Raw genomic sequence first — 14,114 nt, 5'->3', positions numbered from 1 at the left:
CAAAACTCTTTATTTATCAGTAGAAATGACGGCGGCCTGTGGGACGGGCTGACCAAAACGGTTCCCCACCACAAACGCCAGCAAACTTAACAGTAACGAAGGCACAATCGGATGGAAGCCCAGGTACTGAATCTTAAAGGTGGCGAGTACCGCGTAGAGTACGCCACCGACAATCATCCCGCTTAGCGCGCCCGCAGCATTCGCGCGCTCCCAGTACAAGCCCAGCACCAGCGGCCACAGGAACACCGCTTCCAGCCCGCCGAATGCCAGCAGGTTCAGCCAGATGATCATCTCCGGTGGACGCCAGGCGGCCAGCATCATCAGAATGCCGAGTACCAGCGTGGTCCAGGTCGAAATGCGCTTCAGGCGATGCTCATTACGCATTTTAGTCGGCGTCGCGCTGAGCCACAGATCTTTAATGATTGTTGCCGAGGCCTGCAGCAGGTGCGCATTAACGTTCGACATGATCGCTGCCATCGGCGCGGCGAGGAACAGCCCGGCGGCCCATGGCGGCAAGACCTGCACCATTAATGTCGGAATGACCTGATCCGGCACGGTCAGATGCGGAAGAATGGCGCGGCCTAAAGCCCCCGCCAGATGCATTCCCAGCATTAACAGTGACACCACGATCGTGCCGATTATAATCCCGCGATGCACCGCTTTGCTGTCTTTATAGGAGATACAACGCACCGCCGTGTGGGGCAGGCCGATGACGCCAAAGCAGACCAGCACCCAGAACGAGGTCATAAACGCCGGGGTCAGAATATCGTCGGCCCCGTGCGGGCTGACCAGTTTAGGGTCAATCTGCTCCAGGGTTTCAACGGCATTGTGCAAACCGCCCGCGGCATAGATCACGCCAACCAGCAGCACCAGGGTGCCAATCAGCATCACCATGCCTTGCATGGTGTCATTCAGCACGCTGGCACGGAAGCCGCCAAACGCAGTGTAGAGCGCGATGGTAATTCCGAAGATCAACAGGCCATTTTCATATTTGATTCCCGCCGCCGTTTCCAGCAACCGCGCGCCGCCAATAAACTGCACGGCAATCGCACCGACGAAAGCGACCAGCAAACTGACGCTGGCGATCCAGACTACCGCCCGGTTTTGATACCGCGCCTGGAGCATGTCATTGAGGGTAATGGCGTTATAGCGTCGGGCGAGAATGGCGAATTTCTTGCCCAGAATCCCGAGCGACAGCCAGATCGTTGGCACCTGAATCATCGCCAGCAGTACCCAGCCGAGACCATATTTGTACGCCGCACCTGGCCCGCCGATAAACGAGCTGGCACTGACATAGGTGGCGGTCAGCGTCATCGCCAGGACAAAACCGCCCATCGAGCGGCTTCCCAGGAAATATTCACTGAGGAACGAACCGGTGCTGCGCTTGCGCATGGCGTAAGCGGAGAGGCCAAACACAATAAAGAGATAGATAACCAGAACGGCGATGATTTCAGTTTGCATCGCTATCCTCCAGAGAGATATCGCGGAAGATAAAACGCACCATCAGCCAGCACAGCAGCGTAAATACCAGAGGCAACAGCAGACAGGCCATTTCAAACCAGTGCGGCAGGCCGGTAATTCCGGGAGCCGAACCAGGTAAGTAAGCAGTTACCAACCAAGCAGCGAGATAGAGAAGGGTCAGCCACAGCGCCCAGCGCGCTTCTTTATGGGCTTGAACAAAACGCTTGTCCATTTTAAGTCCCTTGTGGATGAAGAAAGCGGGGATTGTACATGATGGGACACAGGCGATCCCCAGAAATAAAAAAGGCCGGAATATCCGGCCTTTTAACGCGTATGCGGTCTTACTTTTCGTGAAGGCCGAGTTTTTTCTCCAGATAGTGGATGTTCGTTCCACCATTCTGGAAGTTCTCGTCGTTCATGATACGAACCTGCAGATCAACGTTGGTTTTGATGCCGTCGATGATCAGCTCCTGCAGGGCGTTCTTCATGCGGGCAATCGCCACGTCACGGTTTTCGCCGTAGCAGATCAGTTTACCGATCATTGAGTCATAGTACGGCGGTACAGTGTAGCCCGCGTAGATATGAGATTCCCAACGCACACCAAAGCCACCCGGCGCGTGGAAACGCGTGATTTTACCCGGGCTCGGCAGGAAGGTGTTCGGGTCTTCGGCGTTAATACGGCACTCGACCGCATGGCCTTTCACCACGACTTCTTCCTGCTTGATGGACAGCGGTTGACCCGCAGCGATACGCAGCTGCTCTTTGATCAGGTCAACGCCAGTAATCATTTCGGTAACCGGGTGTTCAACCTGAATACGGGTGTTCATTTCGATGAAATAGAACTCGCCGTTTTCGAACAGGAATTCGAACGTACCTGCACCGCGATAGCCGATATCGACACACGCCTTGGCGCAACGCTCGCCGATGTAGCGACGCAGTTCCGGAGTAATACCCGGTGCTGGTGCTTCTTCGACGACTTTCTGGTGACGACGCTGCATGGAGCAGTCACGTTCTGCCAGATAGATTGCGTTACCCTGACCGTCAGCCAGCACCTGAATTTCGATGTGGCGTGGGTTTTCCAGGTATTTTTCCATGTAAACCATGTCATTGCTGAACGCAGCTTTCGCTTCAGCTTTGGTCATGGAGATGGATTGTGCCAGGTCTGCATCGCTGCGAACAACGCGCATACCGCGACCGCCGCCGCCGCCGGACGCTTTGATAATAACCGGATAGCCAATGCGTTTAGCATGTGCGCGGTTAGCATCCATATCGTCGCCCAGAGGGCCGTCGGAGCCTGGTACCGTTGGAACGCCTGCTTTCTTCATCGCGGTGATTGCGGATACTTTGTCGCCCATCAGGCGAATAGTGTCAGCTTTCGGGCCGATAAAGATAAAGCCAGAGCGCTCAACCTGCTCAGCAAAGTTGGCGTTCTCAGAGAGGAAGCCATAACCCGGATGGATTGCCACCGCGCCGGTGATTTCAGCGGCGCTGATGATTGCCGGGATATTCAGATAACTTTTTACGGACGGAGCCGGGCCAATACAGACCGTCTCATCCGCCAGTAATACGTGTTTTAAATCGCGATCCGCGCTTGAGTGCACAGCGACGGTCTTGATGCCCAGTTCTTTACAGGCACGAAGGATACGCAGTGCAATCTCGCCACGGTTGGCGATGACAATTTTATCCAGCATGTTCGCCTCGTTACTCGATGACGACCAGCGGCTCGTCAAATTCTACCGGCTGACCACTTTCGACCAGAATCGCTTTAACAACGCCTGACTTGTCAGCTTCGATCTGGTTCATCATTTTCATGGCTTCAACGATACACAGGGTATCGCCTGCATTGACTTTCTGACCCACTTCGCAGAACGCTTTAGCATCCGGGCTTGGCGTGCGGTAGAAAGTACCAACCATCGGGGAACGTACGATGTGACCACTGATTTCTGCGGCTGCTGCAGCCGGCGCTTCTGCTGCCGGGGCAACTGCGTTAGACAGAGCAGGCTGCTGCTGCATCACAGGTGCAGCATAAGCCTGCTGCATGACCGGGAAGCTAGCGGCTGGCGCTGCACGGCTGATGCGTACAGACTCTTCGCCTTCAGAAATTTCCAGTTCGGAGATGCCTGATTCTTCAACCAGCTCGATCAGTTTTTTAATCTTACGAATATCCATGAGTGGGTTCCGTACTCTTGTTTAGTGTGATTGTGACAGGCGTTTTACCGCTGTCTGTAAAGCGTATGAATAACCGTCAGCACCCAGTCCGCAGATAACGCCAGCAGCGATATCCGACAGATACGAATGGTGGCGGAACGGCTCTCGGGCATGCACATTGCTCAGGTGGATCTCGATAAACGGGATGCTTACCGCAAGCAGTGCGTCGCGGATAGCAACACTGGTGTGCGTAAACGCGGCCGGATTAATCAGGATATAGTCCACAGTGTCTTTAGCCTGATGAATACGGTCGATGAGTGCGTACTCCGCATTAGACTGAAAATGGTCAAGACTCACGTTAAGCGCAGCTGCTTCCGTCCCAAGACGGTTAACAATTTCGCTTAATGTCAGCGTGCCGTACTTCTCGGGTTCGCGGGTACCGAGCATGTTCAGGTTCGGTCCGTTCAAAACTAAGATGTGCAACTTTCCAGTCATTGTGCCGCTATCTCCTGCGATTCTCGGGTAAAAAACAAAATATACCTTCGATGCGCAATTGTCACCCTTTCAGGGGATGAAAAACCCCTCCAGGAAAACCAAGGTCGCACATTATAACGATTTCGTAGCATTTAGCAGCTAAATACTGGTCTTATCAGGGAAGATTATCAACCGCAATTGATAAAAGAAGCGCGGTTGATAAGTAATCTGCGGGAATACGCACAGTTTCGCGAACTATCGCCACCACTGGCGGAACTTCTTGTAGCGCCATATCAGCAGCGCCAGAGCCAGCAGCGCGTAGATAACAGGCTGAGGGGATAAAATCTTCACCGACCACAGATAATGTATCGGGGCCAGGATCGCCACAAGATAGACGAAGTTATGCAAAAGTTGCCAGCGTCGGCCCAGTTTTCGCTGTGCGTACTGCGTTGATGTGAGCGTCAGCGCCAGTAAAATCACCCAGCTGATAATCCCTAACGTCAGATACGGACGCGATACCAGCTCGCTGCCTAACAATGCCAGATTATTAATGCCCAGCTCCAGCAACGTGTAGCTGGTGAGATGGATCGTCGCCCAGGCAAAACACCATAGCCCTAAAAGACGTCGTGTTCGTATCAATAATGGCTGTTTAGCGTAGCGCGCCAGTGGGGAAACCAGCAAGGTTGCCAGCAAAAATTTCAGAGCCATCCTACCGGTAAAGTGTTGAATATCTTTGGCCGGATCGGCGCTGAAATAGCCCTGACTGGCTGCCCAGAACAGCCATATAAAAGGAAGCAAACCGGCCAGATGCAACAGCACTTTTAGCCAGGTGATCTGTTTTATGGTTAAGCGCACTTAAAAATTCTCCCGCAGATCCAGCCCGCGATAGAGTGAGGCCACTTCGTCGGCATAGCCATTGAACAGCAGCGTTGGCTGGCGTTTCACGTCCAGCGCGCCGCCGGAGCCGATAAAGCGCTCGGTCGCCTGAGACCAACGCGGATGATCGACGTGCGGGTTAACGTTCGCGAAAAAGCCATATTCGCCCGGCGCGGCAAGGTTCCAGGTGGTCGGCGGGCGCTCTTTGGTGAGCTTAATGCTGACAATGGATTTAATCCCTTTAAAGCCATATTTCCATGGCACTGTTAAACGGATGGGGGCCCCGTTTTGTGGCGGCAGCGCTTTGCCATATACCCCGACGGTCAGCAGCGTCAGCGGATGCATTGCCTCGTCGAGGCGCAGCCCTTCGACATAGGGATACTCCAGCCCGCCACCGATAAAGCGGTCTTTCTGCCCTGGCATTTGCTCTGGCGAGTAAAGCGTCTGGAAAGCGACATATTTGGCATCGCTGGTGGGCTCGGCCATCGCCAGCAGTTTGTGCAGCGGGAAACCGATCCACGGCACCACCATTGACCACGCCTCAACGCAACGCATTCGGTAAATACGCTCCTCAAGGGGGAAACGGGTCGTGAGATCGTGATGGTCAAAAGTGAGCGGTTTGGCGACTTCGCCCTCAATTTTTAAGGTCCAGGGATCGGTTTTCATGCTCCCGGCATTGGCGGCGGGATCGGCTTTATCGAGGCCAAACTCATAAAAATTGTTATAGCCCGTCACTTTATCTTCCGGTGTCAGCGCGAGTTTACTCTGCCACTGTGCGGGTTTGGTAAAGGTTAGCGGCTGGCCAGAGGGGGCTTTTGGACGATCGTTCCCCTTGAACCAGTCAAGCAGGTCGGCATGGGCGTTGGGGGTGAGAGTAAGGGCGGTAGCGCTGATACCGAGCATCTTCAGGATCTGGCGGCGCTGTAGCATAAAGACAGATTCGGCCGTTACATCGGCTTCCGTCAGTTTTCTGTTTTTCATGGCATCCTCCGGCATGCATTTTTCTAAGCATGACGGAGGAGTCGGGTTATCGCGAATATGTCACGAAAATTTGAAGATTAAGCAATTTTCACCAGCGCCCGGCCCTGGAAATGGTTGCTAATGATTTTTTCGGCATACTCCGGAGCCTGGTCCAGCGTAATTTCGGTGGCGCTCTGGCTGAAGAAGGACTCCGGCAAATCACGCACCAGACGTTCCCATGCCTGCGTGCGACGCGCCGCTGGCGTCATGACGGAATCCACGCCCTGCAGACGCACATTACGTAGGATAAATGGCATCACGGTTGTTGGCAGCGCAAAACCACCCGCCAGACCGCAGGCCGCCACGCATCCGCCGTAGTTCATCTGTGCCAGCAGTTTTGCCAGCACTTTATCGCCCACGGTATCCACCGCACCCGCCCAGACCTGTTTTTCCAGTGGACGGCTTTCGCTGAACTCTTCGCGTCCCAGAATACGGTTTGCGCCCAGAGAACGCAGGTAATCATGTGTGCTTTCGCGCCCGGTAACGGCAGTAACCTGATATCCGAGTTTGTGCAGCAGCGTCACTGCGGTACTGCCCACGCCACCGCTGGCGCCGGTCACGACCACTTCACCGGAGTCCGGGCGAACGCCAGCCTCTTCCAGCGCCATCACGCACAGCATCGCGGTGAAACCGGCGGTGCCGATGATCATCGCTTTGCGGCCATCGAGACCTTTTGGCATCGGCACCAGCCAGTCGCCGTTGACGCGCGCCTGCGTGGAGAGGCCGCCCCAGTGGTTTTCCCCCACGCCCCAGCCGGTCAACAGCACCTGCTGTCCTGGGTGAAAGCGCGGATCTTCACTGGAATGCACGTGACCTGCGAAATCAATTCCCGGAATCATCGGAAAATTGCGGATGATTTTCCCGGTGCCCGTGATGGCGAGAGCATCCTTATAGTTCAGGCTGGACCAGTCGATATCCACAGTCACGTTCCCCTCCGGGAGACGGTTTTCCTCAACGGATTGAACCGACGCCAGAGTTTTGCCGTCTTGCTGTTCTAAGATCAAAGCCTGCATACAGATGTCCTCACTAAGCATGATGATTGGAAAATAATTTCTGAAGACTATACTCGCTCATTGAAACGCTATGCCGATTTAACGCAATAAATTGCCAGATAGACCAGGTTTGGTAGTATGCCCCTGCTAAACGCAAGTTAGCACTTACTTGCACTTTAACTGCCTCCCCATCAACCAACGGAGTGATCTCAAGGATGCGATTAACGACGAAATTTTCAGCTTTTATTACGCTGCTGACGGGGCTGACTATTTTCGTCACCCTGATGGGGTGCTCGCTAAGCTTTTATAATGCCATTCAGGACAAACTGACCAACCGCGTGCAGTCCGTGGCTTCGGTCATTGATTCGCGACTGGTTACGTCAACGTTGCCCGCGCTGTCTCAGCAACTGGATGAGCTGATGGTGCCGGTCGATATTGTACACATCGATATTCTACAGGGTAGCAAAGTCCTCCTGAGCCATGCGCGTCAGAGCAGCTATCGCCCGGCCGGGACGCTGGCACAATACCGCGAGATGACGATTCACTCCCTGAAAAGCCCTGGGGTGACCATCAGGCTGGTCTATCAGGACCCGATGGCGAACTATTTCCGTTCACTGATGACCACTGCGCCGCTCACCGTTGCGGTGGGCTTTATTGTGGTGCTGATCTTTCTGGCGGTGCGCTGGCTTCGACGCCAGCTTTCCGGACAGGAACTCCTGGAATCGCGATCTGTACGTATTTTAAACGGTGAACGAGGTGCTAAGGTGCGCGGGTCTGTTTATGAATGGCCGTCGCGGACCAGCAGTGCGCTGGATGTGTTGCTTTCAGAGATCCAGTTCGCCAGCGATCAGCGCAGCCGTATGGATACGCTGATTCGGTCCTACGCCGCCCAGGACAATAAAACCGGGCTGAATAACCGCCTTTTCTTTGATAATCAACTGGCCACGCTGCTGGAAGATACCGAAAAGGTGGGTACTCACGGGGTGGTGATGGTGATCCGTCTGCCCGATTTTGACCTTTTGCGCGATACCTGGGGCCGCTCGGTGGCGGAAGAGCATCTCTTTACGCTCATCAATTTGTTATCGACCTTTATAATGCGCTATCCCGGTGCGCTGCTGGCGCGCTACCACCGCAGTGATTTTGCCGTGTTGCTGCCGCACCGGACGCTGAAAGAATCGGAAAGCATCGCCAGTCAGCTGCTGAAAGCGGTCGATGCGCTGCCGCCAACCAAAATGCTCGACCGGGATGACATGGTTCATATCGGCATTTGCGCCTGGCGCGGCGGCCAGCAAACTCAACAGGTGATGGAGCATGCCGAAGCGGCCACGCGTAACGCGGTGCTGCAGGGAGCAAATGGCTGGGCGGTTTACGATGATTCTCTGCCGGAAAAAGGGCGCGGCAACGTGCGCTGGCGAACGCTCATTGAACAGATGCTGAGCCGCGGCGGGCCACGAATTTATCAAAAACCGGCCGTGCTGCGTAACGGCCAGGTGCATCACCGCGAGTTACTTTGCCGTATCTTCGACGGCTCGGAAGAGGTTGTCTCCGCCGAATATTTGCCGATGGTGCTGCAGTTTGGTCTGTCGGAAGAGTACGACCGGCAGCAAATTACGCGCCTTATTCCATTTTTATCTTTCTGGCCGGAGGAAAATCTGGCATTACAGGTAACGGTAGAATCGCTGATTCGCCCGCGTTTTCAGCGCTGGCTGCGTGATGTGCTGATGCAATGTGAAAAATCGCAGCGGAAACGTATTATTTTTGAACTTGCAGAGGCAGATGTTTGTCAACATATCAGCCGTTTACAGCCGGTCGTCCGTTTGATGAATGCACTCGGTGCTCGCGTGGCAGTGACTCAGGCGGGTTTAACGCTGGTCAGTACCAGTTGGATCAAGGAGCTGGATGTGGAGCTGTTAAAGCTGCATCCGGGGCTGGTCAGGAATATTGAAAAGCGCACGGAAAACCAGCTGCTGGTTCAGAGTCTGGTGGAAGCGTGCAAGGGAACGCAAACGCAAGTCTTCGCCACAGGCATACGTTCACGCAGCGAATGGCAGATGTTGACGGAGCGCGGTGTCGCGGGTGGTCAGGGGGATTTTATTGCTACCTCTCAGCCGCTTGACAGCAATGTGAAAAAATATTTGCAAAGATACTCTGTTTGACCTGCCGTTTAATTTGTTTTCACGTAGAATATCGCGCCTGTAGCTTTGAGTATGACGAGCAAAACGCCAGTCGTTTACCTGGACGGGTTACAAATGAAAGCGAGTGACGCAGCTGTTAACTCAGCCCTGATGGAGTCAGGAAATAAATTTGTAACATAAGGAAACGTGCTGCACTAATTTTCACCGTAGCAGATGATTTTTGCGCCTTGTCGCTGCTACGTGTGGTTGGTAAAGTAAGCGGATTTTAATTTTTCCGCCCCAGCTTTCAGGATTATCCCTTAGTATGTTGAAAAAATTTCGTGGCATGTTTTCCAATGACCTGTCCATTGACCTGGGTACCGCGAATACCCTGATTTATGTAAAAGGACAAGGCATCGTATTGAATGAGCCTTCCGTTGTGGCCATTCGTCAGGATCGTGCCGGCTCCCCGAAAAGCGTGGCAGCCGTAGGACACGATGCGAAGCAGATGCTGGGTCGTACCCCAGGCAACATCGCCGCGATCCGCCCAATGAAAGACGGCGTTATCGCTGACTTCTTCGTGACTGAAAAAATGCTTCAGCACTTCATCAAGCAGGTTCACAGCAACAGCTTCATGCGCCCAAGTCCGCGCGTGCTGGTCTGTGTGCCAGTCGGTGCAACTCAGGTTGAACGCCGTGCGATCCGTGAATCCGCTCAGGGCGCAGGTGCGCGCGAAGTCTTCCTGATTGAAGAGCCGATGGCTGCTGCAATTGGTGCGGGTCTGCCGGTTTCTGAAGCAACAGGTTCCATGGTGGTGGATATCGGTGGTGGTACCACTGAAGTGGCCGTCATCTCTCTGAACGGTGTGGTTTACTCCTCTTCCGTGCGTATCGGCGGTGACCGTTTTGATGAAGCCATCATTAATTATGTGCGCCGTAACTACGGCTCTCTGATCGGTGAAGCCACCGCAGAGCGTATTAAGCACGAGATCGGTTCTGCTTACCCTGGCGACGAAGTCCGCGAAATCGAAGTTCGTGGCCGTAACCTGGCTGAAGGCGTTCCGCGTGGCTTTACCCTGAACTCCAACGAAATCCTCGAAGCGCTGCAAGAGCCACTGACCGGTATCGTGAGCGCGGTGATGGTTGCGCTGGAACAGTGCCCGCCAGAACTGGCTTCCGACATCTCAGAGCGCGGCATGGTTCTGACCGGTGGTGGCGCGCTGCTGCGTAACCTCGACCGCCTGTTAATGGAAGAGACAGGTATTCCTGTCGTAGTTGCAGAAGATCCACTGACTTGCGTAGCCCGTGGTGGTGGCAAGGCGCTGGAAATGATCGACATGCACGGCGGCGACTTGTTCAGCGAAGAGTAGTCGGTTTGAGAGGGTAGCGAAGGCTACCCTTTCTCTCTGACACGAGAATACGCATAGCCTATGAAGCCAATTTTTAGCCGTGGCCCGTCGCTGCAGTTTCGCCTGATCCTGGGGGTGCTGGTAGCGCTTGGAGTCATCATCGCCGATAGCCGCCTCGGTATGTTCAGCCAGATCCGAACATACATGGATACCGCCGTCAGTCCTTTCTACTTTGTATCAAATGGTCCCCGTGAATTACTCGACAGTGTTTCTCAAACCTTGTCATCACGCGACCAACTCGAGCTTGAAAACCGTGCATTGCGCCAGGAATTGCTGCTGAAAAACAGCGAGCTGCTGATGCTGGGCCAGTATCGCCAGGAAAACGCACGTCTGCGTGAGCTGCTGGGATCGCCGCTGCGTCAGGACGAGCAGAAAATGGTGACTCAGGTGATCTCCACCGTCAACGATCCGTACAGCGATCAGGTGGTCATCGACAAAGGCAGCGTGAACGGTGTTTACGAAGGCCAGCCGGTCATCAGTGATAAAGGCGTTGTGGGCCAGGTGGTTGCTGTTGCTAAGCTGACCAGCCGCGTTTTATTGATCTGTGATGCCACCCATGCGCTGCCGATTCAGGTACTGCGTAATGATATCCGTATTATTGCGGCCGGTAACGGCTGTACGGACGATCTGCAGCTGGAGCATCTGCCAGCCAACACCGACATTCGTGTGGGGGATGTTCTGGTCACCTCCGGTCTCGGCGGGCGTTTCCCTGAAGGTTACCCGGTGGCGGTTGTCTCCTCGGTGAAGCTGGATACGCAACGTGCGTACACGGTGATTCAGGCTCGTCCAACTGCGGGCTTACAGCGTCTGCGCTATTTGCTGCTGCTGTGGGGCGCCGATCGTAACGGTATCAACCCGATGACGCCAGAAGAGGTGCATCGCGTGGCCAATGAACGCTTAATGCAGATGATGCCGCAGGTTCTGCCTGCGCCGGACTCCATGGGGCCGCCTGCGCCAGTGCCTGCACCTGCTACGGGATTAACGCAGCCTCCTCCGGATGCACCGCTGCCGCCACAAATCTCCTCGGGAGGGCAGTAGTGGCGAGCTATCGTAGCCAGGGACGCTGGGTAATCTGGCTCTCGTTCTTCATCGCGTTATTGCTGCAAGTCATGCCCTGGCCGGACGACATTCTCGTTTTCCGGCCAAACTGGGTGCTGCTCATTTTACTCTACTGGACCCTGGCCCTGCCGCACCGCGTAAATGTGGGCACGGGTTTTGTGATGGGTGCCATACTGGATCTCATCAGTGGCTCAACGCTCGGCGTGCGCGCCCTGTCGATGAGTATTATTGCGTACCTCGTCGCACTGAAATTCCAGCTTTTCCGTAACCTCGCGCTCTGGCAACAGGCGTTGGTGGTGATGTTGTTGTCCCTCGCCGCGGATATCATTGTTTTCTGGGCTGAGTTTTTAGTGATCAACGTCTCTTTCCGACCGGAAGTGTTCTGGAGTAGTGTAGTAAACGGTGTGCTCTGGCCGTGGCTGTTCCTGCTGATGCGTAAAGTTCGCCAGCAGTTTGCCGTGCAATAAAAGGTTTCTATGACGTCTTTATTTCTTGCCTCTGGTTCCCCGCGTCGTCAGGAGTTACTCACTCAACTGGGTGTCTCTTTTGAACGTATCGTCACCGGTATTGAAGAAAAACGGGGCGATGGCGAAAGCGCGCAGCAGTATGTGTCTCGTCTGGCCCGGGAAAAAGCCCTGGCTGGCGTGGCGCAAACCCCGCGTGATTTGCCGGTGCTGGGGGCAGATACCATCGTGATTCTCAACGGTGAAGTGCTCGAGAAACCGCGTGACGGTGAACATGCGGCACAAATGCTGCGCAAATTATCCGGACAAACGCATCAGGTGATGACGGCGGTTGCACTGGCAGATAGCCAGCAGGTGCTGGATTGTCTGGTAGTCACGGATGTCACGTTCAGAGTGCTTACCGATGAGGAAATCGCCGGTTATATCGCCAGCGGTGAACCTATGGATAAAGCAGGTGCATACGGTATTCAGGGGCTGGGTGGCTGTTTCGTCAGGAAGATTAATGGCAGCTATCACGCCGTAGTCGGCTTACCGCTGGTGGAAACGTATGAGTTGCTGAGCAATTTTAACTCACTGCGTGAGGGAAGGGATAATTATGACGGCTGAATTGTTGGTAAACGTAACGCCATCGGAAACCCGAGTGGCCTATATTGATGGCGGCATTCTTCAGGAAATTCATATTGAGCGCGAAGCGCGACGCGGAATAGTAGGCAATATCTACAAAGGTCGTGTCAGTCGTGTACTACCGGGTATGCAGGCGGCATTTGTAGATATTGGCCTAGATAAAGCAGCGTTCTTGCACGCCTCGGATATCATGCCGCACACCGAATGTGTCGCGGGTGAAGAGCAAAAGCAGTTTACCGTTCGCGACATCTCCGAGCTGGTCCGCCAGGGGCAGGATTTGATGGTCCAGGTGGTGAAAGATCCCCTCGGTACCAAAGGCGCCCGTCTGACGACCGACATCACTTTACCTTCTCGCTACCTGGTCTTTATGCCGGGCGCTTCACACGTCGGCGTTTCTCAGCGTATCGAAAGTGAAAGCGAGCGCGAACGCCTGAAAAAGGTGGTCGGCGCTTACTGCGACGAGCAGGGCGGCTTTATTATCCGTACCGCGGCAGAAGGGATCAGCGAAGACGATCTGGCCTCCGATGCGGCGTACCTGAAACGCGTCTGGACCAAAGTCATGGAGCGTAAAAAACGCAACCAGACCCGCTATCAACTGTACGGCGAGCTGGCACTGGCCCAGCGCGTGTTGCGCGATTTCGCTGATGCGCAGCTCGATCGAATCCGCGTGGATTCGCGTCTGACCTACGACGCGCTGCTGGAATTCACCGCCGAATATATCCCAGAGATGCCTGGCCTGCTGGAGCATTACACCGGCCGCCAGCCGATCTTTGATCTCTTTGACGTCGAGAACGAAATCCAGCGCGCGCTGGAGCGCAAAGTGGAGCTGAAATCCGGCGGCTATCTGATCATCGATCAGACGGAAGCGATGACCACCGTGGATATCAACACGGGGGCATTTGTCGGCCACCGCAATCTCGACGACACCATCTTTAACACCAACATCGAAGCGACGCAGGCCATCGCGCGTCAGCTGCGTCTGCGCAATCTTGGCGGCATTATCATCATCGACTTTATCGATATGAATAATGAAGATCACCGCCGCCGCGTGCTGCACTCTCTGGAGCAGGCGCTAAGCAAAGATCGGGTGAAAACCAGCATCAACGGTTTCTCTCAGCTCGGTCTGGTGGAGATGACCCGCAAGCGCACGCGCGAAAGCGTTGAACATGTGCTGTGCAATGAATGCCCAACCTGCCACGGACGCGGCACGGTAAAGTCTGTGGAGACAGTGTGCTACGAAATCATGCGTGAAATTGTCCGCGTCCATCACGCCTACGACTCCGACCGTTTTCTGGTCTATGCTTCCCCTGCGGTGGCAGAAGCACTGAAAGGCGAAGAGTCGCACGCGCTGGCGGAAGTGGAAATCTTTGTCGGCAAACAGGTAAAAGTACAAATCGAACCACTCTATAACCAGCAGCAGTTTGACGTGGTGATGATGTAAGAGGCAGCAATGCTGCAAGAGAACGGCTGACAA

Annotated in this window: 14 protein-coding genes; 6 read left to right on the top strand and 8 right to left on the bottom strand. The window is 54.6% G+C overall.

Translation table 11 applies throughout. From position 1 onward, the window contains the following. Window positions 1-9: 9 nt before the first annotated feature. From panF to ACB496_RS19985, 8 genes are all read right to left on the bottom strand, one after another. Window positions 10-1,461, bottom strand: coding sequence for a sodium/pantothenate symporter (panF, locus tag ACB496_RS20020; RefSeq protein WP_100778677.1), 1,452 nt, complete (start codon window positions 1,459-1,461; stop codon window positions 10-12). After that, window positions 1,451-1,693, bottom strand: a complete 243-nt coding sequence (locus tag ACB496_RS20015) for a YhdT family protein (protein ID WP_102105524.1) — start codon at window positions 1,691-1,693, stop codon at window positions 1,451-1,453. Before ACB496_RS20015 ends, panF begins: the two co-directional genes overlap by 11 nt. Window positions 1,694-1,802: 109 nt before the next feature. Continuing rightward, a complete protein-coding gene (gene accC / locus ACB496_RS20010) occupies window positions 1,803-3,152 on the bottom strand; it encodes an acetyl-CoA carboxylase biotin carboxylase subunit (RefSeq protein ID WP_100778679.1) in 1,350 nt (449 codons plus the stop codon). Between the two features lie 10 nt (window positions 3,153-3,162). Continuing rightward, window positions 3,163-3,630 carry an acetyl-CoA carboxylase biotin carboxyl carrier protein gene (accB, locus tag ACB496_RS20005; protein ID WP_100778680.1) on the bottom strand — a complete coding sequence of 156 codons (468 nt, stop codon included), beginning with the start codon at window positions 3,628-3,630 and terminating at the stop codon, window positions 3,163-3,165. A gap of 21 nt (window positions 3,631-3,651) precedes the next feature. After that, complete coding sequence (gene aroQ / locus ACB496_RS20000; RefSeq protein ID WP_100778681.1) at window positions 3,652-4,104, bottom strand: type II 3-dehydroquinate dehydratase; 453 nt, start codon at window positions 4,102-4,104, stop codon at window positions 3,652-3,654. Window positions 4,105-4,338: 234 nt separating this feature from the next. Continuing rightward, complete coding sequence (gene msrQ, locus ACB496_RS19995) at window positions 4,339-4,938, bottom strand: protein-methionine-sulfoxide reductase heme-binding subunit MsrQ (RefSeq protein ID WP_371973361.1); 600 nt, start codon at window positions 4,936-4,938, stop codon at window positions 4,339-4,341. Then, window positions 4,939-5,940, bottom strand: a complete 1,002-nt coding sequence (gene msrP, locus ACB496_RS19990) for a protein-methionine-sulfoxide reductase catalytic subunit MsrP (RefSeq protein ID WP_371973360.1) — start codon at window positions 5,938-5,940, stop codon at window positions 4,939-4,941. A 77-nt stretch (window positions 5,941-6,017) separates the two neighbouring features. Next, complete coding sequence (locus tag ACB496_RS19985) at window positions 6,018-6,992, bottom strand: MDR family oxidoreductase (protein ID WP_371973359.1); 975 nt, start codon at window positions 6,990-6,992, stop codon at window positions 6,018-6,020. Window positions 6,993-7,186: 194 nt separating this feature from the next. Here ACB496_RS19985 and csrD point away from each other — a divergent pair, with 194 nt between their 5' ends. The 6 genes from csrD (at window position 7,187) to rng (ending at window position 14,081) form a co-directional block, all read left to right on the top strand. Beyond that, window positions 7,187-9,127, top strand: coding sequence for an RNase E specificity factor CsrD (gene csrD / locus ACB496_RS19980; RefSeq protein ID WP_102105519.1), 1,941 nt, complete (start codon window positions 7,187-7,189; stop codon window positions 9,125-9,127). Between the two features lie 283 nt (window positions 9,128-9,410). Beyond that, window positions 9,411-10,454 carry a rod shape-determining protein MreB gene (mreB, locus tag ACB496_RS19975; protein WP_000913396.1) on the top strand — a complete coding sequence of 348 codons (1,044 nt, stop codon included), beginning with the start codon at window positions 9,411-9,413 and terminating at the stop codon, window positions 10,452-10,454. 60 nt (window positions 10,455-10,514) lie between these two features. Further along, complete coding sequence (mreC, locus tag ACB496_RS19970; RefSeq protein WP_100778686.1) at window positions 10,515-11,531, top strand: rod shape-determining protein MreC; 1,017 nt, start codon at window positions 10,515-10,517, stop codon at window positions 11,529-11,531. Next, a complete protein-coding gene (mreD, locus tag ACB496_RS19965; RefSeq protein ID WP_095283628.1) occupies window positions 11,531-12,019 on the top strand; it encodes a rod shape-determining protein MreD in 489 nt (162 codons plus the stop codon). Before mreC ends, mreD begins: the two co-directional genes overlap by 1 nt. Before the next feature lie 9 nt (window positions 12,020-12,028). Further along, window positions 12,029-12,622 carry a Maf family protein gene (locus tag ACB496_RS19960; protein ID WP_102105518.1) on the top strand — a complete coding sequence of 198 codons (594 nt, stop codon included), beginning with the start codon at window positions 12,029-12,031 and terminating at the stop codon, window positions 12,620-12,622. Then, the gene (rng, locus tag ACB496_RS19955) at window positions 12,612-14,081 is read left to right on the top strand and encodes a ribonuclease G (protein WP_100778688.1); all 1,470 of its coding nucleotides are present in this window, start codon (window positions 12,612-12,614) and stop codon (window positions 14,079-14,081) included. Before ACB496_RS19960 ends, rng begins: the two co-directional genes overlap by 11 nt. Window positions 14,082-14,114: the final 33 nt, after the last annotated feature.

This window comes from Lelliottia nimipressuralis (genome assembly GCF_041464075.1).
In the GTDB taxonomy this organism is placed as follows: domain Bacteria; phylum Pseudomonadota; class Gammaproteobacteria; order Enterobacterales; family Enterobacteriaceae; genus Enterobacter; species Enterobacter nimipressuralis.
Note: the sequence above shows the minus strand (reverse complement) of the source record. Positions and strands in the feature narration are given on the sequence as shown.